General features: G+C 68.3%; 15 protein-coding genes and 4 pseudogenes. 8 read left to right on the plus strand and 11 right to left on the minus strand.

Annotated elements, in window-relative coordinates; translation table 11 throughout:
- Position 1: 1 nt before the first annotated feature.
- From OG322_RS39790 to OG322_RS39800, 3 genes and pseudogenes are all read left to right on the plus strand, one after another.
- Positions 2-109 (plus strand): annotated as a pseudogene (locus OG322_RS39790) (IS5/IS1182 family transposase); the annotation flags it as partial.
- Positions 110-715: 606 nt separating this feature from the next.
- Positions 716-2,824 (plus strand): phosphocholine-specific phospholipase C, encoded by a 2,109-nt coding sequence (locus OG322_RS39795; RefSeq protein ID WP_124286046.1) that lies wholly within the window; start codon positions 716-718, stop codon positions 2,822-2,824.
- Between the two features lie 197 nt (positions 2,825-3,021).
- Complete coding sequence (locus OG322_RS39800) at positions 3,022-3,354, plus strand: hypothetical protein (RefSeq protein ID WP_123465913.1); 333 nt, start codon at positions 3,022-3,024, stop codon at positions 3,352-3,354.
- 112 nt (positions 3,355-3,466) lie between these two features.
- Here OG322_RS39800 and OG322_RS39805 read toward each other — a convergent pair whose 3' ends face one another.
- Positions 3,467-5,149 carry an ISAzo13 family transposase gene (locus OG322_RS39805; RefSeq protein ID WP_266411580.1) on the minus strand — a complete coding sequence of 561 codons (1,683 nt, stop codon included), beginning with the start codon at positions 5,147-5,149 and terminating at the stop codon, positions 3,467-3,469.
- A gap of 103 nt (positions 5,150-5,252) precedes the next feature.
- On the opposite strand from OG322_RS39805, the gene OG322_RS39810 reads away from it, so the two are divergent.
- Positions 5,253-5,597, plus strand: a complete 345-nt coding sequence (locus OG322_RS39810) for a DUF2750 domain-containing protein (protein WP_123467438.1) — start codon at positions 5,253-5,255, stop codon at positions 5,595-5,597.
- Here OG322_RS39810 and OG322_RS39815 read toward each other — a convergent pair.
- Positions 5,594-6,441, minus strand: a protein-coding gene (locus OG322_RS39815) for an IS5 family transposase (RefSeq protein ID WP_260147306.1) whose coding sequence is annotated in 2 segments (ribosomal slippage) — positions 5,594-6,078 and positions 6,078-6,441 — 849 coding nt in all. Because the reading frame shifts where the segments join, the coding sequence is not laid out codon by codon here. The genes OG322_RS39810 and OG322_RS39815 overlap by 4 nt on opposite strands.
- Positions 6,442-6,547: 106 nt before the next feature.
- Here OG322_RS39815 and OG322_RS39820 point away from each other — a divergent pair.
- From OG322_RS39820 to OG322_RS39830, 3 genes and pseudogenes are all read left to right on the plus strand, one after another.
- Positions 6,548-8,230, plus strand: a complete 1,683-nt coding sequence (locus OG322_RS39820) for an ISAzo13 family transposase (RefSeq protein ID WP_266411580.1) — start codon at positions 6,548-6,550, stop codon at positions 8,228-8,230.
- 71 nt (positions 8,231-8,301) lie between these two features.
- The gene (locus OG322_RS39825; protein ID WP_266411580.1) at positions 8,302-9,984 is read left to right on the plus strand and encodes an ISAzo13 family transposase; all 1,683 of its coding nucleotides are present in this window, start codon (positions 8,302-8,304) and stop codon (positions 9,982-9,984) included.
- 193 nt (positions 9,985-10,177) lie between these two features.
- Positions 10,178-10,405, plus strand: a pseudogene (locus OG322_RS39830) (MmyB family transcriptional regulator); the annotation flags it as partial.
- Positions 10,406-10,432: 27 nt separating this feature from the next.
- Here OG322_RS39830 and OG322_RS39835 read toward each other — a convergent pair.
- From OG322_RS39835 to OG322_RS39880, 9 genes and pseudogenes are all read right to left on the minus strand, one after another.
- Positions 10,433-11,129, minus strand: a pseudogene (locus tag OG322_RS39835) (IS256 family transposase); the annotation flags it as partial.
- Positions 11,130-11,554: 425 nt separating this feature from the next.
- The gene (locus tag OG322_RS39840; RefSeq protein ID WP_123465917.1) at positions 11,555-12,166 is read right to left on the minus strand and encodes a hypothetical protein; all 612 of its coding nucleotides are present in this window, start codon (positions 12,164-12,166) and stop codon (positions 11,555-11,557) included.
- Between the two features lie 888 nt (positions 12,167-13,054).
- Positions 13,055-13,289, minus strand: a pseudogene (locus OG322_RS41850) (IS6 family transposase); the annotation flags it as partial.
- A gap of 246 nt (positions 13,290-13,535) precedes the next feature.
- Positions 13,536-14,774: an alpha/beta fold hydrolase gene (locus tag OG322_RS39855; RefSeq protein WP_443066514.1), complete on the minus strand. Its 1,239-nt coding sequence runs from the start codon at positions 14,772-14,774 to the stop codon at positions 13,536-13,538.
- A 427-nt stretch (positions 14,775-15,201) separates the two neighbouring features.
- Complete coding sequence (locus OG322_RS39860; protein WP_329305892.1) at positions 15,202-16,122, minus strand: TniB family NTP-binding protein; 921 nt, start codon at positions 16,120-16,122, stop codon at positions 15,202-15,204.
- An 18-nt stretch (positions 16,123-16,140) separates the two neighbouring features.
- Entirely contained in the window at positions 16,141-16,413 is a 273-nt protein-coding gene (locus OG322_RS39865; protein ID WP_123465927.1) for a DUF6225 family protein, read from the minus strand.
- Positions 16,414-16,480: 67 nt separating this feature from the next.
- Positions 16,481-17,358 (minus strand): IS5 family transposase gene (locus OG322_RS39870; protein WP_370375188.1). Its coding sequence is split into 2 segments (ribosomal slippage): positions 16,481-17,013 and positions 17,013-17,358, totalling 879 coding nucleotides; the frame shifts between segments, so codons are not numbered across the junction.
- A 96-nt stretch (positions 17,359-17,454) separates the two neighbouring features.
- Complete coding sequence (locus OG322_RS39875; protein WP_123465929.1) at positions 17,455-17,889, minus strand: DUF6083 domain-containing protein; 435 nt, start codon at positions 17,887-17,889, stop codon at positions 17,455-17,457.
- A 181-nt stretch (positions 17,890-18,070) separates the two neighbouring features.
- Complete coding sequence (locus OG322_RS39880) at positions 18,071-18,625, minus strand: hypothetical protein (RefSeq protein WP_241200389.1); 555 nt, start codon at positions 18,623-18,625, stop codon at positions 18,071-18,073.
- 768 nt (positions 18,626-19,393) lie between these two features.
- Between OG322_RS39880 and OG322_RS39885 the strand changes: the two genes are divergently transcribed.
- Positions 19,394-19,549 carry a hypothetical protein gene (locus OG322_RS39885; protein ID WP_266412963.1) on the plus strand — a complete coding sequence of 52 codons (156 nt, stop codon included), beginning with the start codon at positions 19,394-19,396 and terminating at the stop codon, positions 19,547-19,549.
- Positions 19,550-19,879 lie beyond the last annotated feature (330 nt).

Below are 19,879 nucleotides of genomic sequence, written 5' to 3' on the forward strand. Positions count from 1 at the left end.
CGTGTACGACAACTTGTGGGCACTGATCGAGCCGCTGCTGCCTCCGTGGCCGGAGCGGGCGCCGGGGCCGAGGCCGGTATCCGACCGGCTCTGTCTTCAGGGGATCCTGTTGCATCCGCCACGGACCGCTGTAGTACCCGTGCACCTTCCCCGTCAGCACCCCGCACACCGGGCAGGGCAGGGCAGGGTAAGGGAGCATCCCGGGTCCGGACGCGACCCGGATCGCCTCACCGCCATCCACCACCTCCTCGACGACCAGCGCCGCGAGCCCCGAAAACACCGTGCCCACAAGGGAATTGGCGTCACGCATGTGATGTCAACGAGACTCGTCACATGTCGTCACCACCGACTACAGAACCGAGCCGAACGTTTTGCGGTCCCGGCCCTGGACATCGGGAACCCGCCCGAGACGGTCGCCCAGCACTCTCGTCCCACAGACGGCGGGGGCCACTTTGGTGCACGGTGGGCAGCTCCCGTGCCCCAGGCGCTACGGCGCGGGCCCAGGAGCCGTCCGCATGCAGCATCTCGTCGGTGATGACCGCCGGGCGCCCACCGTGCTTTCCCTTGCGGGCCGCGGCGTGAGGACGTCGGCAGGCGGGACGGGATGTCCAGTCCGGCCTGCTGGACGTTCACCACCGGTCTGTACGCAGTCCTTCCCACCGCCACCTGGCCTGGCTAGTTTCCCGCCTGTAACCACCGGAACCGGGAGGCTTCCTTGACCACGGACATGTCACGGCGACGGCTCTTCGCCCTGGGCGGCGGAGCGCTCGGCGCCGCTGCGGCCGGATCGTTCCTGCCGCCGTCGCTCCAGGCGGCCATCGCCGCGCAGCCCGACCGCACGGGGTCCGGCGAGGGGCTGGGGTCGATCAGGCACGTGGTGATCCTCATGCAGGAGAACCGTTCTTTCGACCACTACTTCGGGACCCTGCGCGGGGTGCGCGGCTTCGCCGACCGCAACGCGATCGAGCTGCCCTCCGGCAAGAGCGTCTTCGAGCAGCCCGGCCCGCTCGGCTCGACCGTGCTGCCGTTCCCGGTGCGCGGGGCGGCCGAGCAGCAGAAGAAGGACCTCCAGTACATCGGCGCCCTCGACCACTCCTGGAACGGCGGCGCCGAAGCGTGGGGCGAGGGCTGGATGAACGGCTGGATCAGCGCGAAGACGGCCGCCACCATGGCGTACTACGACCGCCGCGACATCCCGCTGCACTACGAACTGGCCGACACCTTCACCGTCTGCGACGCTTACCACTCCTCGGTCCACACCTCGACCAGCCCCAACCGCAACCACCTGTGGAGCGGGAAGACGGGCTTCGAGGCGAACGGCGAGCGGGCCGTGGGCAACGACGCGTACGACGAGGGGACCCACCCCGGCTACGACTGGTCCACCTACGCCGAGCGGCTGGAGAAGGCCGGGCGCAGCTGGCGCACGTATACCGAGTGGGAGAACTTCACCGACAATCAGATCGAGTTCTACGCCACCTTCAAGGCGATTGCCCGCAAGGCGCTCGCCCGCACCGGCGGCCACACGTACATGGAGGCGTTCTACGCCGCCGTCCGGGACACGGACGACGCGGCGGAGCGGGAGCGGATGCTCGGGCTGCTGGAGGAGGGCGTGGTCACGCTCACCCGCCATGAGCGCAGCCTGTTCGAGCGGGGACTGCGGCGGGTGGAGACGGGGACGCTGGCGGACGAGTTCGCCAAGGACGTCGCCGCCGGAACCCTGCCCGAGGTCTCCTACCTGGTGCCCTCGGCGATCGACTCCGAGCATCCGAGCGTCTCCTCGCCCGTGCACAGCGCCACCGTCGTCTACAAGATCCTCGACGCCCTCGGCCGGAACCCCGACGTGTGGCGGCACACCGCCGTCCTGATCAACTACGACGAGAACGACGGCTTCTTCGACCACGTACCGCCGCCCGTCGCGCCCCCCGAGGTCGCCGAGGAGCGCTGGGAGGGCCGTCCCACCGGCCTCGGCATCCGGGTGCCGCTGCTGGTCGTTTCCCCGTGGACGGTCGGCGGATACGTCTGCTCGGAGGTCTTCGACCACACCTCGGTGATCCGCTTCCTGGAGCGCTGGACCGGCGTGCGCGAGCCGAACATCAGCGACTGGCGGCGCACCGCCACCGGGGACCTCACCTCCGCCTTCGACTTCACCCGCGCCCGGCGGCGGCCCGCCCTCCAGCGGCCGGGCGCCATCCCTCCGTTCGGCGGGCGCTGGCAGCCCAGGCCGCCGTCCGTCCAGCGGCTGCCCGAGCAGGAGCCCGGCGCGCGCCCGGCGAGGCCGCTGCCCTACCAGCCGGACGCGCAGGTCCGCCGCTCGCCGGGCGGCCTGCGGGTCGAGCTCCGCAACACCGGCCGTGCCGGCGCGCACTTCGCGCTCTACCCGTACGCGGACGAGGTCCCGGCCCCGCTCCACCGGGACGTGAACGGCGCGGCGCACTGGACCGTGCGGCCGGCGGGGGAGGCGTACCGGTTCACGGTCACCGGTCCGAATGGCTTCCGGCGCGAGTTCGCCGGACCGGCCGACGGCGGCGCCGAGGTCTCCTCGCGGATCGACGCCCGCGAGCGCGACCTCCACCTCACGCTGCGCAACACCGGCCGCCGCACGCTGACCTTCACCGTGCGCCCGCTCGGCTACGTCGACGAGGACGACCTGCGGGACTGGACGCGCCGGGTCGCCGTCAAGCCGGGGCGCAGCCGTACCGTCGTGCACTCGGCGGCGGACGCGCACGGCTGGTACGACCTCGACGTCACGGCGGACGGCGAGGACGGATTCCGGCGGCGGCTCATGGGGCACATCGAGAACGGCCGGGAGAGCGTCTCCGGCTGAACGGGCCCGGCGCCCCTGCGCGGGGAGGTCGCCCGGCGCACCCTGTGCAAGGAGCGGACCAGATTCTGTGACCGTGGACACGAAACAGACAAAGGATGTTTTGCTGTCAAAGTGGCGGTCTCAGGTCATGTGACGTCCACCGGCCGACCACGCTGTCCGCCGGTGGACGTCCATGAAACCGCAGGGCCTCCGTCCCGTTGGCCGCAATCGCCCGCTGGTGCATCAGGCACCGTCTCGCCGCTCTCCTCATCTGGCTCGCCGCCCTCGGAGGCACCGCCACCGCGGCGGGCTTTGCGGGTTCCGACCTCGACTTCTCACACCTGGAGGGCGGGGAGGACGAGCAGGCCGCAGGCATCGTGCGGGACGTTGTGCTCTGGCACAGCACCCAGCTCGCCTCCGAGCACCGCTCTGCGGTGCTGCTGGTGCAGCCGGCCCGGATCGGCCGGCCGCACCCGAGCGTCTGGCCCCTGCCCGTTGCCTACCGGGCATCGGCCTACGCCTTGTCGAGCTCCTTCGGCCGGGCCGCGTAGAGCGCGGCGATCCCGGCCGCCTCCTGCGGATCGGCGGTCCCGGGCCGGCGACGGTCCTGAAGGTCGGCGTGTGCGAGCGCTGAATTATTCGGCGCTTAGGGCTTGCCGGGAATCAACACGTCGGTTTGATCTTGTTTTTGTCGAGGTCGAGGAATCTCGCGATGTCAGTCGGTGTGCGAAAGCGAGCGGTCGAGGCAGGGATGTGAATTCCGTGGGCTTCCAGGAGTGGGCGGACGTCTTTCGCCGCGCGGCTGATGGTCATGGCGGTGGTGTTGAAGAGCTGGCCCAGGAGGTCCATGGTCGCGAGTTTTCGCAGGTGGAGCACGGTGGCCAGGACCCGGTCGGCTGAGGTGAGCTTGGGTTTGGCTCCTGTGCCAGGGGCCACCAGGCGTTCGTGGCCTCTGCGGGTGCGGAGCACTTGCTCGCGTTGAATCTCCATCGCTGGAGTCAGCACGTCGATGAGTTCGTTGAGCTGCCGGCGGGTCATCCCGGTCAGTTCCGGGTCCTGTAACGAACGCTGCGTGAGGCGGGCCGGTCCGTCCGCCAGGGCCTCGTCCTGTGTGCTGGTGGTGGTCGTCGTGTCCTTCGGGCGCTGGGGGTGGAGGGTGTAGTTCCAGTCGCCGTGGAAGCGGTGGCGGGTGATGGGCAGGGCGGCGATCTCGTCGTCGCTGACGCGGATGCCGGTGGGGTACTCACCGCTGTCGAGTTCGGCCTGGACGGTGAGGCCGGTGCGGCTGGTGGTCGCAGCGATGGTCTGGAGCATGACTTCATGGCTGGTCAGGGGCCTGCCTCTCCAGTTCATGGTGATGTGGGAGAACAGTCGGTGCTCGATCTTGTTCCACTTCGAGGTGCCGGGCGGCAGGTGACACACCGTGATCTCAAGGCCGGTCTCGGCGGCGAGATCGGCGAGCTGGGTCTTCCAGCCCCGGGTGCGGTAGCCGTTGGAGCCGCCACCGTCAGCGGTGATCAGCAGCCGGCGGGCGCCGGGATAGTCGTGCCGGCCGACCGCCTGCCACCAGCGCCGGATCGAGGCGACGGCGAACGCCGCCGTGTCGTGGTCGGTGCCGATGCTGACCCAGCCGGTGTTCGCCGCCACGTCGTAGATTCCGTACGGAATGGCCTTCTCGGCCTGTCCGGGGAAGTCGTGCGTCTTGACCCTCACGGGACGGCCTGCCGGCTGCCACTCGTGCCCGGCGTTCCTGTAGTCGCCGATCAGCTCCTTCTTCTTGCTGTCCACGCTGATCACCGGGTCACCGGCGTCCCGGTGGCCTCGTGCCTGCTCGTTGAGGTAGCGGAACTGGGCATCCCTGTCGGGGTGCTGGGCACCTTCGATGGTCTTGGCGTTGGCCTGCAGGCTGAAGCCTTCCTCCCGCAGCAGGCCGGCGACGGTATCGGCGGAGACCCGGTGCCCCTGGCGGGTGAGCTCCGCCGCCAGCTTCCGGGTCGACTTCGTCGTCCAGCGCAGCGGCGACATCGGGTCGCCCCGCTCGTCGGGCTCGACCAGCGCCAGCAGTGCCGGCCGCAGCCCAGAGTCCAGCTCGGCCGCCTTCTTCCGCCCTCCGCCGGGATGGCGCACCCGCCCCAACGGGGCCTGACCGGAGTCCAGTTCAGCCGCCCCACGCGAGACCGTGGCCTCCCGGACCCCGGCCGCAGCGGCGACGATCCTGATCCCACCATGCCCCAGCGACAGTGCTTCCGCCCCTATGGCCAGCCGACGCTGACGCTCGTCCAGATGCGGCAACAGCACCTGGAACTTCGCCGCCAGAACGGACTCGATCCCCTCCGGTCTCCCCATACCAGACCAACGAGCCCCACAGCTGGAAGCCACGACTTGTTTCCCGGCAAGCCCTTAGAACTCCTAACGAAATGGGTCTTGGGGAACGCTAGGCTCGGTGGCCATGAGTCAGAGCGGTTCGCAAGCGGCGGCATTCTTCCGAAACGTCCGTGAAAACAGAGTGGTCTGGCTTGTCCGGCATGACGACGGAAGTCCGACTCACCTCTCCGCGGACGGCACGCGAAGTTTTCCCTTCTGGTCGACCTCGCCCCGGGCTCAGAGGGCGGCGAAGATCTGGGGGCACGGGCTCCGCGTCGATTCCATGCCCTTGGGCACCTGGTGCGATCTTGTACTGCCCGATGCCGCCAGGGACGGACTCGTGATCGGCATCAACTGGAGCGGGCCGCGTCTGGTCGGCTGGAGCTTCACCCCCGGGGAAGTCCTTAACCGGCTAGCGGCAGATAGCTAGCCCACGGCATCGGTCACCAGAGCGCGCAGTCGCCGCCAGCAGATGAGTGCGCATCCGAGGGTGAGGAAGGCTTCGTGGATGTCGTCGCGGATCTCCCAGCGGATCCGCAGCCGGCGGAACCAGTGCAGGTGGGCGAATGCGCGCTCCACTACCCAGCGTTGGGTGCCCAGTCCTGAGCCGTGCTCGGTGCCGCGCCGGGCGATCACCGGCTTCACGCCGAGGTCCCAGACCATGCGGCGGTACTTGTCGTGGTCGTAGCCGCGGTCACCCAGCACCACGTCCGGGCGGCGCCGGGGCCGGCCACGCTTGCCCCGCACGGACGGTACGGCCTGGAGGAGTGGGATCAGCTGGGTGACATCGTTGCGGTTGCCGCCGGTCAGGGTGGCGGCGAGCGGGATGCCGGTGGCGTCGGTGATCAGGTGGTGCTTGCTGCCCGTCCTGCCCCGGTCAACAGGGCTTCGTCCCGTCTTGGAGCCCCCTTTAACGCGCGGATATGGGAGCCGTCGACGGCCGCCCGGGAGAAGTCCAGGGCGTTCGCGCTGCGGAGCCTGGCGAGGAGGGCCTCGTGCAGTCGCGACCACACCTCAGCCTCGGTCCACTCGGCCAGCCGGCGCCAGCAGGTCATTCCGGAGCCGAAGCCGAGTTCCTGCGGCAGGTGTTCCCATGCGATCCCGGTGTGCAGGACGAACAGGATGCCCTGGAACACGAGCCGGTCCGGATGCCGCTTGCGCCCGGGGTACCGGGTCCGGCGCTCAACCTTGGGCAACAGCGGCTCCAACACCGCCCACAACTCGTCATCAACTTCCCACGGCTTTGGCCGAGCCACCCCGCACCCCCGGATCATCAGTCCCGGAGCGATCCAATCACCTCGAAGATCATTTCGTTAGGAGTTCTTAGGGCTTGCCGGGAAACAAGTCGTGGCTTCCAGCTGTGGGGCTCGTTGGTCTGGTATGGGGAGACCGGAGGGGATCGAGTCCGTTCTGGCGGCGAAGTTCCAGGTGCTGTTGCCGCATCTGGACGAGCGTCAGCGTCGGCTGGCCATAGGGGCGGAAGCACTGTCGCTGGGGCATGGTGGGATCAGGATCGTCGCCGCTGCGGCCGGGGTCCGGGAGGCCACGGTCTCGCGTGGGGCGGCTGAACTGGACTCCGGTCAGGCCCCGTTGGGGCGGGTGCGCCATCCCGGCGGAGGGCGGAAGAAGGCGGCCGAGCTGGACTCTGGGCTGCGGCCGGCACTGCTGGCGCTGGTCGAGCCCGACGAGCGGGGCGACCCGATGTCGCCGCTGCGCTGGACGACGAAGTCGACCCGGAAGCTGGCGGCGGAGCTCACCCGCCAGGGGCACCGGGTCTCCGCCGATACCGTCGCCGGCCTGCTGCGGGAGGAAGGCTTCAGCCTGCAGGCCAACGCCAAGACCATCGAAGGTGCCCAGCACCCCGACAGGGATGCCCAGTTCCGCTACCTCAACGAGCAGGCACGAGGCCACCGGGACGCCGGTGACCCGGTGATCAGCGTGGACAGCAAGAAGAAGGAGCTGATCGGCGACTACAGGAACGCCGGGCACGAGTGGCAGCCGGCAGGCCGTCCCGTGAGGGTCAAGACGCACGACTTCCCCGGACAGGCCGAGAAGGCCATTCCGTACGGAATCTACGACGTGGCGGCGAACACCGGCTGGGTCAGCATCGGCACCGACCACGACACGGCGGCGTTCGCCGTCGCCTCGATCCGGCGCTGGTGGCAGGCGGTCGGCCGGCACGACTATCCCGGCGCCCGCCGGCTGCTGATCACCGCTGACGGTGGCGGCTCCAACGGCTACCGCACCCGGGGCTGGAAGACCCAGCTCGCCGATCTCGCCGCCGAGACCGGCCTTGAGATCACGGTGTGTCACCTGCCGCCCGGCACCTCGAAGTGGAACAAGATCGAGCACCGACTGTTCTCCCACATCACCATGAACTGGAGAGGCAGGCCCCTGACCAGCCATGAAGTCATGCTCCAGACCATCGCTGCGACCACCAGCCGCACCGGCCTCACCGTCCAGGCCGAACTCGACAGCGGTGAGTACCCCACCGGCATCCGCGTCAGCGACGACGAGATCGCCGCCCTGCCCATCACCCGCCACCGCTTCCACGGCGACTGGAACTACACCCTCCACCCCCAGCGCCCGAAGGACACGACGACCACCACCAGCACACAGGACGAGGCCCTGGCGGACGGACCGGCCCGCCTCACGCAGCGTTCGTTACAGGACCCGGAACTGACCGGGATGACCCGCCGGCAGCTCAACGAACTCATCGACGTGCTGACTCCAGCGATGGAGATTCAACGCGAGCAAGTGCTCCGCACCCGCAGAGGCCACGAACGCCTGGTGGCCCCTGGCACAGGAGCCAAACCCAAGCTCACCTCAGCCGACCGGGTCCTGGCCACCGTGCTCCACCTGCGAAAACTCGCGACCATGGACCTCCTGGGCCAGCTCTTCAACACCACCGCCATGACCATCAGCCGCGCGGCGAAAGACGTCCGCCCACTCCTGGAAGCCCACGGAATTCACATCCCTGCCTCGACCGCTCGCTTTCGCACACCGACTGACATCGCGAGATTCCTCGACCTCGACAAAAACAAGATCAAACCGACGTGTTGATTCCCGGCAAGCCCTTAGGGCTTGCCGGGAAACAAGTCGTGGCTTCCAGCTGTGGGGCTCGTTGGTCTGGTATGGGGAGACCGGAGGGGATCGAGTCCGTTCTGGCGGCGAAGTTCCAGGTGCTGTTGCCGCATCTGGACGAGCGTCAGCGTCGGCTGGCCATAGGGGCGGAAGCACTGTCGCTGGGGCATGGTGGGATCAGGATCGTCGCCGCTGCGGCCGGGGTCCGGGAGGCCACGGTCTCGCGTGGGGCGGCTGAACTGGACTCCGGTCAGGCCCCGTTGGGGCGGGTGCGCCATCCCGGCGGAGGGCGGAAGAAGGCGGCCGAGCTGGACTCTGGGCTGCGGCCGGCACTGCTGGCGCTGGTCGAGCCCGACGAGCGGGGCGACCCGATGTCGCCGCTGCGCTGGACGACGAAGTCGACCCGGAAGCTGGCGGCGGAGCTCACCCGCCAGGGGCACCGGGTCTCCGCCGATACCGTCGCCGGCCTGCTGCGGGAGGAAGGCTTCAGCCTGCAGGCCAACGCCAAGACCATCGAAGGTGCCCAGCACCCCGACAGGGATGCCCAGTTCCGCTACCTCAACGAGCAGGCACGAGGCCACCGGGACGCCGGTGACCCGGTGATCAGCGTGGACAGCAAGAAGAAGGAGCTGATCGGCGACTACAGGAACGCCGGGCACGAGTGGCAGCCGGCAGGCCGTCCCGTGAGGGTCAAGACGCACGACTTCCCCGGACAGGCCGAGAAGGCCATTCCGTACGGAATCTACGACGTGGCGGCGAACACCGGCTGGGTCAGCATCGGCACCGACCACGACACGGCGGCGTTCGCCGTCGCCTCGATCCGGCGCTGGTGGCAGGCGGTCGGCCGGCACGACTATCCCGGCGCCCGCCGGCTGCTGATCACCGCTGACGGTGGCGGCTCCAACGGCTACCGCACCCGGGGCTGGAAGACCCAGCTCGCCGATCTCGCCGCCGAGACCGGCCTTGAGATCACGGTGTGTCACCTGCCGCCCGGCACCTCGAAGTGGAACAAGATCGAGCACCGACTGTTCTCCCACATCACCATGAACTGGAGAGGCAGGCCCCTGACCAGCCATGAAGTCATGCTCCAGACCATCGCTGCGACCACCAGCCGCACCGGCCTCACCGTCCAGGCCGAACTCGACAGCGGTGAGTACCCCACCGGCATCCGCGTCAGCGACGACGAGATCGCCGCCCTGCCCATCACCCGCCACCGCTTCCACGGCGACTGGAACTACACCCTCCACCCCCAGCGCCCGAAGGACACGACGACCACCACCAGCACACAGGACGAGGCCCTGGCGGACGGACCGGCCCGCCTCACGCAGCGTTCGTTACAGGACCCGGAACTGACCGGGATGACCCGCCGGCAGCTCAACGAACTCATCGACGTGCTGACTCCAGCGATGGAGATTCAACGCGAGCAAGTGCTCCGCACCCGCAGAGGCCACGAACGCCTGGTGGCCCCTGGCACAGGAGCCAAACCCAAGCTCACCTCAGCCGACCGGGTCCTGGCCACCGTGCTCCACCTGCGAAAACTCGCGACCATGGACCTCCTGGGCCAGCTCTTCAACACCACCGCCATGACCATCAGCCGCGCGGCGAAAGACGTCCGCCCACTCCTGGAAGCCCACGGAATTCACATCCCTGCCTCGACCGCTCGCTTTCGCACACCGACTGACATCGCGAGATTCCTCGACCTCGACAAAAACAAGATCAAACCGACGTGTTGATTCCCGGCAAGCCCTTAGGGGGTCATGCCGAGCCGGGCCGAAGTCGCGGGTCGGCTGGGGAGCCGTGGGCAAGGGCCGCGTGCCGTCGCGGACACCGGACCAGCCCGGGTGAGGTGCGGGTGGGGCGAAACGGCCGGCGCTCCTTCTCGCCGTCGATGGCGTCCCGGCGATAGTGCTCGGCCGTCGTACGGACGTGCTGGCGTGGAACACCCTCGGGCATGCCCTGCTGGCCGGTCACCTGGACTTCCGAGACCCGGATGACCCGGTGCGACGCCCGAACATGAGCCGGATGCTGTTCCTGGACCTGCACTGTCAGGAGCTGTACGCGGACTGGAAACGCAAGGCGCGCGCGGGGGTGGGCAACCTGCGCATAGCCGTCGGCAGGTACCCGGAGGACGCGCTGCTCGCGGAGCTGATCCGCGAACTGTCGATGAAGAGCCCGGAGTTCGTCGGGCAGGCTCCTGAGCCCGTCGCAGACCAGCATCAGGTCGTCGTTGACGCTGCGGTTCTTGATCTCGGTGAGAGTGTGCATCCAGTGCTTGGCGCCCTCGTCGCCGTCGCCGGCCCACAGCTCGAGGATGTCGCGCCGGCCCTCGGCCGTGACGGCCAGGGCGACATAAATGGGCCGGTTGGCGACCGCGCCGTCGCGGATTTTCACGTGGATGGCGTGATGAAGACTATGGGGTAGACGGCGTCCAGGGGCCGGTTCTGCCATTCGGCCGTGCCGTCGAGGACCTTCTCGGTGATCGTGGAGATGGTCTGGCGGGACCCGTCGGCACCGTAGACCTCGGCGAGGCGGGCCTGTACCTCGCCGGTGGTCAGACCCTTCGCCGTGAGCGAGACGGCCATCTCGTCCACACCGGACAGACGCTTCTGCCGCTTCTTGACGATCTTCGGTTGAAGGAGCCCTCACGGTCGCGGGGCACGGTTATCTCCACCGGGCCGACATCGGTCAACACGGTCCTGGCACGGGTGCCGTTGCGCGAGTTGCCGTCGTTCTTCCCGGCCGGATCGTGCTCGTCGTAGCCGGCGTGGTCGGTGATCTCACCCTCGAGAGCCGACTCCAGGAGCCGCTTGGTCAGCTGCTGGAGCAGTCCGCCCTCGCCGGTCAGCTGAAGGCCCTCGGCCTGAGCCCGGCCCACCAGCTAGTCAATCAGCCGGTCGTCCACAGACTTCGACGGCGTCGCCTCAGACCTCTCAACGGTCTCGACCTTGGTCACGTTGTCACTGGTCATCGACGCATCATCCTGATCGGGAGTTACACCGAACGTTTTACAGTTCCACGTTCAGATCAACCGCGACATCCTTGAACGTTCGCCTGCCGGCCGAGGCCCGCCACAGCGCGATCGCGTCGGACCGGAACTCCGCACTGTACTTCGAGAGCCGTGCCACAGAGATCTACACCTTCCAGGATCAACAAGATTCATTGTCAGGTGTGTCCACACCGCGGGGGTCATCTCACACGGCGGTGCCCCGCAACGGCACCACACACCGGTGCGCCGGTATGTGTGGTACGCCGGCCCGATTCCGGCGGGCCGGCGTACCACGTCACGTCGCGCGGGCGATCCGGTCAGTAGTCGTAGTGGTCGTTCTCGATCACTCGGAAGCTGCCCCCTACTCCGTTGCTGACGAACACACCCCCTTCGACGCGGTTCGGGAACACGCCTTCAGTGGAACCGTGGGGGCCGACGGTGGCGACGGGGGCGCCGTTGTCGCAGGTCGCCCCGCTGAAGACCTCGACGGTTCGCCGGCTGTCGTTGAAGATGTTGAAGCTGGTGGAGCCCAGGCCGCTGGCCACGCTGACGCAGCCGCCGGGGGAGGCGGAGTACGTGCGCTCGTTGAGGTGAATCCTGCCCTCGTCGTCGTCCCGGCCTCCGTGACCCCGGTCCTGGTCGCCTCCGCGCTCGCCGCCGCCTTCGTCGTTGCCTCGGCCCTGATTGCCGCGGTCCTCGTCGTTGCCGCCTCGGCCTTCGTTGTCGCTCCGGCCTTCGTTGCTCCTTCCGGCGTCACCTCTGTCCTTGGGAGCCCTAGCGGGGGCTGGGGCTGGGGCTGCGGCCTTTTGGACGACCGGGGCGGCTTGGGGCGGCTCGTTCGTGGCGGCCGAGGTGAAGGTGCTGCCGGTGGCGGTCAGGGCCGCGGCGGCGGTGATGGCGGCAGTGAGGACGGTGGAACGTGCGGTCATGTCGTTTCTCCTGTCTCGGAGTGAGGCCGGCTGAGCAGCGGACCCGTGATTGAACGTACGTAGGGACTCCATAGCTGTCATATCGGGGCATAACGAAACGCCGATGCCGGAGCATCGGCTGGGACGGCAGTCACCCGTATGTCATTCGGGTGCAACGTGGCGCATCTGTCCGGGCTCGGGGAGCACCGGACCACTGCAGGTCAGAGACCGGTCGTCCCCTGCGCGTACGGGCTGCACCTCACCTCACCAACCCCCACCCAGGACGGCCAGGGTCGTCCCCTGCGAGTACGGGCTGCACCCTTCGTGACGTGCAGTGTTAGAACAGCCTTGTCTGCTCTTCACTCGAGTTGGGGGACGTCGGCGAATTGCTCCGCCGAGGTGACACCGTGCCAGGTGGTCCGGTGCCTTCCCGTTTCGCTGTCTCCTGCTTCCGGCCCCGAGAGGCCGGGAGTCTGATGGGGACTCCACTGGCGTTCTGCGTCTCCCCCATACCGAGGGAGACGGGTGGAACGGGGTGTGCGTCAGCGACGACGGCGTGCCGTTTGATGTTTCAGGCGGCGTTCAGGTCCCGATCCATCGCCAGGCCGCAGACGGCGCAGTGGAATACCCGGTCGGCGAGCTGGGAGCCGTACCAGGAAGCTTTGTAGGTGAGCTGACGGCGCAACTCGCCGGGGGGCGGAATCCAGGATGGCCCGGTTGAGGCCAGCTTTCTGTCGGACCTTCTTCCCGCGCGCTTCGATGGTGCGCGGGCTGAGCGGGTCATGCCCGCCACGTGCAGGTCTTCCACGGCAACTGTCGCGCAGCCGGTCGTGGGCGTTGTCACGTTGTTGGGTATGCGGGTCTCTGACGGTGCGTCGAGGCGTGGCGGGGCCGGGTGCCGGCCTGGGCTCAGGCCGCGGTAGGCCGGCCGGTGGCGCCGGTGATCTGCTCCCAGATGGCGAAGCGGACGGTCATCTCGGCGCGGCGTTGGGGTGCGGTCATCAGGTGGCGGCGGGGTCGGAGGTGCGGTGAGATGCCACTGAAACGCCGACAGGAACCGCTGCGCTCCACCGATGGAGCGGAAGCCCTTCATCGCTCGTTCACGCTGCCGGGTCGGCTGATGGGAGTTCTCGGCCCGGTTGGTCGCCTGGGATCGATGGTGCTGGGCGCGACCGCCCCGGTCCAACAACGCCTGGCCGAGCACGGCATCAGGCCCGCCGAGCACTACCTCGACTCTGGCTATTCGTCCGCCGACCTCATCGCCGCCGCACGGGAACAGGGCACCCGTATGGTCACCCCAGCCCTGCTCGATCACTCCGGTCCCGACAGCCTCGTCAACGAATCCGTACACCACGTCCGTGGACGCAGCCGCGCCTTGGACCGTTCAGAGTCAGAGGCGGTCGTGCGTTCCCGGGGAGCCCGGGGGTATTGCGTGCGGGGTTGCTACTTCTGCCCGGTCGTAGCCCGGCAGGTCAGGTCCTTGGCGTGGAGCCTGCCCGTGTTCAGGTAGACCGTGGCGGCCTTGTCTGCGCAGGGATTGCCGTCGGGCGCGTAGAGGACGCCGTGTCCCTCGCCCGTCGGCGACGGTGAGCATCCGGGAGCCGCGCAGGGCCCGGTGCATGGCCTGGCCTGCGAAGAGGGGCGTCTGGGAGTCCCACTCGTTCTGTGTGATCAGTGCACCGACTTTGTTGTCAATCGTGGTCTGCGGCTCGTTTCCCTGCTTCCAGAAGGCACATGGGGTGATGGTGGCCGCGAAGTCGCCGCACAGCGGATGCCGGGCCGTGTCGCGGCGGTACCGTTCGGGCACGTGCGACCAGGTGCGATTGTCGGCGCGGATGCCTTCACCGGCGAGGGTCTGCCCGTCGAAAGGAAGGGGCTCGCGGTCCGCCCGCGCGATCAGGTTCCAGAAGGTCTGGCGGACCTTGGCCGGGGTGTCGCCCAGTCCGTACGTCGTGTGCCGCCGGGCGGTCCATTCGGTCCATCGCGTGAAAGCCCGCTCGGCCGCCTTCGCCATGTCCTGGAACATCCCCCGGTAGATCCGCGTGGGGTCGGTCGCACTGTCCAGGACGATCCGGTCGGCGCGCTGGGGAAACAGCTGCATGTAGACGGCGCCGAGGTAGGTGCCGTAGGAGATCCCCAGGTAGGAGATCCTCTTCTGGCCCAGCGCGGCGCGGATGACGTCCATGTCACGGGCGCTGTTGCGGGTGGTGAGCTGCGGCAGCTTGTCACCGGCCTTGGCCCGGCACTTCCCGGCGACCGTACGTACCCGGTCCGCGCCCTTCGCGAAGGTCCCGGCCTTGTACGGCTGGTCGGACTGTTCCTCGGCGGTCAGACCGCAGCTGACGGGAGAGCTCTGCCCGGCGCCCCTCAGGTCGAAGCCGACGAGGTCGTACCGCCGCTTCACTTCCGCGGGGAACTTCATGAGCGGGTCGGCAGGCAGATGCAGTCCCGGTGCGCCGGGGCCGCCCGGGTTGAGCAGCAGAACGCCGCGACGTTCCTTCGTGCTGCCCGCCGTCAGCCGGGATATCGCGAGGCCGATCGTCTTGCCGCCGGGGTCGCTGTAGTCCAGCGGCATCTTGAGTGTCGCGCACTGAAAGGTGTCGGGGCCCTTCGCTCGCAGCGTTTCCACTGGAGCTTCTGCTGCGTGTACTTCCGCAGGGGGTCCTTGGCGGTGGAGGCGTCGGATGCCTTGGAAGCGGCGAAGGTCAGCGCCGAAAGGGCGGCCGTCGCGAGGCCGGCGGCGAGTAGGGGGCTATGCGGGTGTTTCTGTTTCGCACGGTGGTGCTCGTCCTTGTCGAGGAGGGTGGGCAGCCGGTTCACCGGTGAGGGAAGGCCGATCAGTTTCCGTTGAGGTGTTGGCGGACGCACCGCGTGTACTGGTGGAACCTGTCGGGCTGGTAGCACTCCTGCGTCTTGTTCGTGTACCGGACCATGAAGACGGCGACCACAAAGAGAGTCCGTGAAGCCCACGGGCACATCGCGGGAAGGTGGTGACAAACCCAAGGCGGCCCGGGGCAGGCCAGGGGGCTCTGGCAGACCTATGTGGACGGGTGGGGTTAGCGGTCTCGGGCGCGGGGGCGGTGGTGGGGTTCCGCGAGGTGATCGAGGCGGATGGTCTCGAGTGTGGTTTTGGTGATGCGTTCGGTGCCGTCGGTGATGGCGGCTTGGCGGATGAGTCGGGTGAGGGATCCGATGCGGCCGACGGTGCGCTGGTGGAGGTAGGGGGCGTGGCGGGGGAGTGTGCCGGGTTTGTGCTGTTGGAGGTCGAGGTTGTTTTCGATGTCGGTGATGACGTTGCGGAACGGTTGGCGGGTGCCGTGGCGGGCGTGGAGGGGCCCGCAGTCGACCAGGGTGGCGCGTCCGGCGAGCTGGGCGCCTCTCACGCCGGTGAACAGGGGTGTGTCGGTGACGTTGATGCCGGCGTAGACGAAGGTCGCGGGCAGGCGTTCGGTGAGGTCTTTGATCAGGTCGGCGGTTTGGGCGCCGGTGGTGGTGCGGGGGTTGAGGCGGTGGATTTCGACGATGAGGACGAGTTGGATACCAGCTTGGGTGTAGGTGTGGCAGACGGCGTCGGTGATCTGGGTCTGGGTCATGCGGGTGGTGGTGGGGATGCCGAGGTAGCGGGCGAACTCGGTGATGAGGGTTTTCGCGGTGGCGCCGGGCGGCACGAGGACGTACGCGACGGGTACCGCGGCGTGCGCTGGTCCGGTCGGGGGCGGGTTATTGCGGGTGTGGGCGAGGTGGCAGGCACGCCCGACGTGGAGGAGGGCGGTGGTCTTCCCTGCGACGACGACGGCGTCGATCGCTGCGATGGCGATGATGGCGGCGGGCAGGGAATGGGACCGCTGCAACCCGCGGCCGCAGAACGATGACACCGCCGCGGGCCCGAACCTCGCCCCCGAGGTGTAGAGAACCAGCCGACATGCCGGCAGTTGCACCGCGGCATCCGCGACTTCGTCGATGCGATGCCCGCCCATTGCGGACAGCGGCTCAGCTCAGTCCAGACGGTCGTAGGCGCCCGGCTCCCAGTCCGCGAACAGTGTCAGGGCCTTCTCTGTCTCCGTTCGCTCCGGAGCGGCATTGGTGGCCGGCCACCAGTTCTCGACCTGATGCGCGTCCACGAGCACACCGGGGCGGTACCCGTCGAAGTCGCCGGGGTCGCCTGCCATGCCGATATGGATGGGTGCGTCGTCAGGCAGGTCCTTCAGTGCGTCGCGGAGCTGCGCGGCGTTCCAGACCTGCGGGGCGTGCTCAAAGACGTCGGTCATGCACACAGATTGCCGGACCGGACCGTCTTGGTGGTGGAGACACGGCTAGGACGTGTTTGAGATGTGGTCACAGCGTCTGCCGTATGAGGGTGAGCTGAACGGTCGACTCGTAGCGGACAGCGAGCTTGTCGTATCTGGTCGCGACGCCTCTCGCCTGCTTCAGAAGGCCGATCCGGCACTCGACTTTGTGCCTGCGTTTGTACATTTCGCGGTCGAAGCCGGGAGGACGGCCGCCGGCAGAACCGCGGCGGAGCCGGTGTCCGGCCTGGTCCCGCTTCTCCGGGATGGTGTGCGCGATCCCGCGTTTGCGCAGGTAGGAGCGAATCTGACGGGAGGAGTACGCCCGGTCGGCAAGCACATGTTCCGGCCGGGTGCGGGGGCGTCCACCGCTGACCCGGGGAACACGGATTCGCTCCATCACCTGCACGAAGGCGGGCGCGTCGCCCCGTTGGCCAGCAGTGATGACGGCTGCGAGGACGTGGAAAGAGGCATCGACGGCGAGGTGAATCTTGGTAGTCAGTCCGCCGCGCGAGCGTCCCAGGCCGTGGTCGTCCGGCTCGGCCGCGAGGCCATTCGGACGCGTCCGGCCTGGATCGTCAGCCCCCTTTTGCGGGCCCCGGCGGCGTGCTGGTGGGCCCGGCAGACGGTGGAGTCGACCGAGACTTCCCACTCGATGATCCCGTCTGCGTCTGCCTTGACCTGCAACTTCTTTAGGACGCGGGCCCATGTTTCGTCGATCTGCCATCGCCGGAACACCGCATACGCCGTCTCCCAGGGGCCGTATCGCTCGGGCAGGTCCCGCCAAGGCGAGCCGGTCCGGGCCCGCCACCAGATCCCGTCGAAGACCTGCCGCCGATCCCTCGGAGGTCGGCCCATCTTCGGTATCAGCGGCAACACCGCTTCCAGCCGCTCCCACTGTGCATCCGTCAGGTCGCCACGAGACATCTGAAGATCGTTTCACGACCTTGATCGACATCTCAAACACGTCCTAGAGCTGTGACACCGGGACGCGCAAGGACCGTACTCGGAGCTGGGGCTTGTTCAGCTGGCATCGGGCAGGTCCCGTAGGTCCGGGAGGTTGAACAGCCGGCCGGCCCGGCGCTCGTTCTCCTTGCGCATCGCCGTACCCCATGGCCACGTCCAGGGGGCGGGTTCGAGGTGCGGGCAGAGCATTCGGTGTGCCACCCGGCATTCGGCTCCGGGTGTGGGCTCGGCGTCCCACGTGTTGACCGCGATGCCGTCCACGGTGATGACCCATCGGCGGCGCGGCGGCAGATGGTGGGCGGGGGCGATCACGTCGGGTTCGAGGAGAACCCAGTGCCCGTCGTACAGGGTGGGGTAGCGGTCTTGTGTGAGGCCGCAGTGCGGGCAGTTCGGTGGTTCGGGGGGTGGTGGGGCGCTGACGCCTTCGCGGAGTGCCTGCAGTGCGTCGTCTGAGTTGCCCGGCCCGGGTTCGGTGTTTTCGGTGTCCCCCATGACTGAAAGGGTCCGGACGGGCCGTCAGGTACGCCAGGGCGCGATCCGGCCGGTACGGCGGGGGTCTGGCGTGACGAGGTGGCTGTACGGCGCCACACGGGGTACACATGGTCCCGCTCACCCCCGCGGCGGTGGCCGAACCTCAGCCGTCACTCGAACAGGAACGGCCAGACGAACATGATCACGGCGAGAGGAGGCGGGTGGCTGCCCCGTCGAGCACCCAGTGCCCTTCGGGCGGCTCCCCGCAGGTGACGCAGACGCCGGGGAACAGGAGCCCCTCGAAGTAGTCGTGGGCGAATCCGCCGGGGCCGTCGTAGTCGCGCCGTGCGACCTCCGAGCAGTCCCGGCTTCGGCTGGTCCTGCACCGGCCGCAACAGTCATGCCCGGTGATGGAGGGTCTCATCTTCTTGGTGCACGGTCCGTGGCTGCACAGGACGTAGCCGCCCATGTGGTTGGTGACCCGGCGGATGAGTTCCGGGACGACTGGGCTGTCGTCGTTGCTCTCGTCGTTGCCGTCACTGTCGTCGTCGCACTCAGGCCCGGCCGAAGACCTACGAGCGCCCGCAAGGACGATGATGCCTCCCACCACGGTGATGACCACGCCGCCGATCACGACTGCCTTACCCGCGACGTTGAGACTGTTCCAACGGTCAGCGACGCGCCGACGTAGAGATCTCTGTGTGTCCTCGGGGTCTGGGGTCGGCTCGGGCGCCTGGTCATCGGTGGTGTCGGTCATGATTCCCCCTGTGAAAGTGATGGGTAGTCGTCCGCCCTGGCCGACCACACAGGACCGGCCCGGGCAGGTTGTCAGGCTTCCTCGCGGTGGCGGGCGACTGTCTCTACGGCGTAAGCCTGAGCGTTGACGGTCGGCGGGCCATCAGCTCGGAATGACGTCACGCCACCTCCTTGCGCACCCTTGCATCTCCTCGTAATTCCTGCGGCACGATCAGTGCTCCCGTTGCCACTCCGGTCCCGACATGCTTGCGGGCATGCCACAGCCGAAGCGGCACTGCGGGATCTGGTTACCTGACGCGTCGAGCGCAACCTCGACGGTCTCCGCTTCCCGGGCACGGGTCTCGAGGACGATCATTCGACTCCCGCGCCTCTCCTTCGGTTCAGCTCGCACGTCCGAGGCCGGACGGTCCTCGGTGCGCCGATCTTTCCGGTCGCCCTGCCGAACTGATGGTGCGCGCTCCTGGTCGTCCACGGCAGGTCCGTTAGCTGCCAGGTACATCTGCCACTGCCGCGCCCGGGAGCCAGCCGTGGTAACCGCCCCGCTGGAACGGTGCGGCCTCCAAGATGAACTGGCGTGAGGGTCAGGCCGTCCTCTCCTTCGAAGGCACTCGGTTGATGGGCGGGGACGAGGATGCGGTGCCAGCCCCAGCAGTACGCGTCTGCGGTGGGATTGTCCGGGTCGTAGGGTCTCTCCGGGCATCGGGCGAGCGTGCCGCCCGGACGGCACTGGCCCACCGGCACCTCCTGGTTTCACTCACACGCCGACATGATGTCCGCTGCCCAGGTCGCGGGCGGCGAGTCCGGCATCATCGTCGTCGAGGGCCTGCGGAACCAACTGCCGCCGTCGTTGCGCGGCATCATCGAGCACGCGGTCGCGCTCAAGGACTTCCAAGTGCAGGCGATTCGATCAAGACCCATCCCCTGAGCATCGGCTCACCCACAAATTACTTTCCAGTAACTGTCGGGGCTTCGCGGCGGCAGCCACGACCAGCTCGTCGCCCCGAGATCACTGTTCACCTGGGCCAAGCGGGCAGGACTGATCTTCCGCAACCCGACCAGCTGGATCAAGGCCGGGCAGTACCAGTACGACGTGCCGCAACCGCTCGTCCCCGCTCAGGTCGACCGGTCCGTCGCGGCAGCCACCACCCCGGCCACACGGCTCATCCTCGCCTTCGCCAACCGCCGTTCCGTTGTACCTGAGCCGGGGCTTGCCTGGTTTCTCGGTGCGTACCCGCGTACCCGAGGAGGCTCCGCC

It is taken from the genome of Streptomyces sp. NBC_01260 (assembly GCF_036226405.1).
Lineage (GTDB): Bacteria > Actinomycetota > Actinomycetes > Streptomycetales > Streptomycetaceae > Streptomyces > Streptomyces laculatispora.

What these genes read in the sequence shown, in the direction of transcription:
- OG322_RS39840 (WP_123465917.1), bottom strand. Translation starts at nt 12,166, where the DNA reads ATGACCGCACGTTCCACCGTCCTCACTGCCGCCATCACCGCCGCCGCG.
- OG322_RS39865 (WP_123465927.1), bottom strand. Translation starts at nt 16,413, where the DNA reads ATGACCGACGTCTTTGAGCACGCCCCGCAGGTCTGGAACGCCGCGCAG.
- OG322_RS39810 (WP_123467438.1), top strand. Translation starts at nt 5,253, where the DNA reads ATGAGTCAGAGCGGTTCGCAAGCGGCGGCATTCTTCCGAAACGTCCGT.
- OG322_RS39825 (WP_266411580.1), top strand. Translation starts at nt 8,302, where the DNA reads ATGGGGAGACCGGAGGGGATCGAGTCCGTTCTGGCGGCGAAGTTCCAG.
- OG322_RS39880 (WP_241200389.1), bottom strand. Translation starts at nt 18,625, where the DNA reads ATGACCGACACCACCGATGACCAGGCGCCCGAGCCGACCCCAGACCCC.
- OG322_RS39820 (WP_266411580.1), top strand. Translation starts at nt 6,548, where the DNA reads ATGGGGAGACCGGAGGGGATCGAGTCCGTTCTGGCGGCGAAGTTCCAG.
- OG322_RS39885 (WP_266412963.1), top strand. Translation starts at nt 19,394, where the DNA reads ATGTCCGCTGCCCAGGTCGCGGGCGGCGAGTCCGGCATCATCGTCGTC.
- OG322_RS39805 (WP_266411580.1), bottom strand. Translation starts at nt 5,149, where the DNA reads ATGGGGAGACCGGAGGGGATCGAGTCCGTTCTGGCGGCGAAGTTCCAG.
- OG322_RS39875 (WP_123465929.1), bottom strand. Translation starts at nt 17,889, where the DNA reads ATGGGGGACACCGAAAACACCGAACCCGGGCCGGGCAACTCAGACGAC.
- OG322_RS39860 (WP_329305892.1), bottom strand. Translation starts at nt 16,122, where the DNA reads ATGGGCGGGCATCGCATCGACGAAGTCGCGGATGCCGCGGTGCAACTG.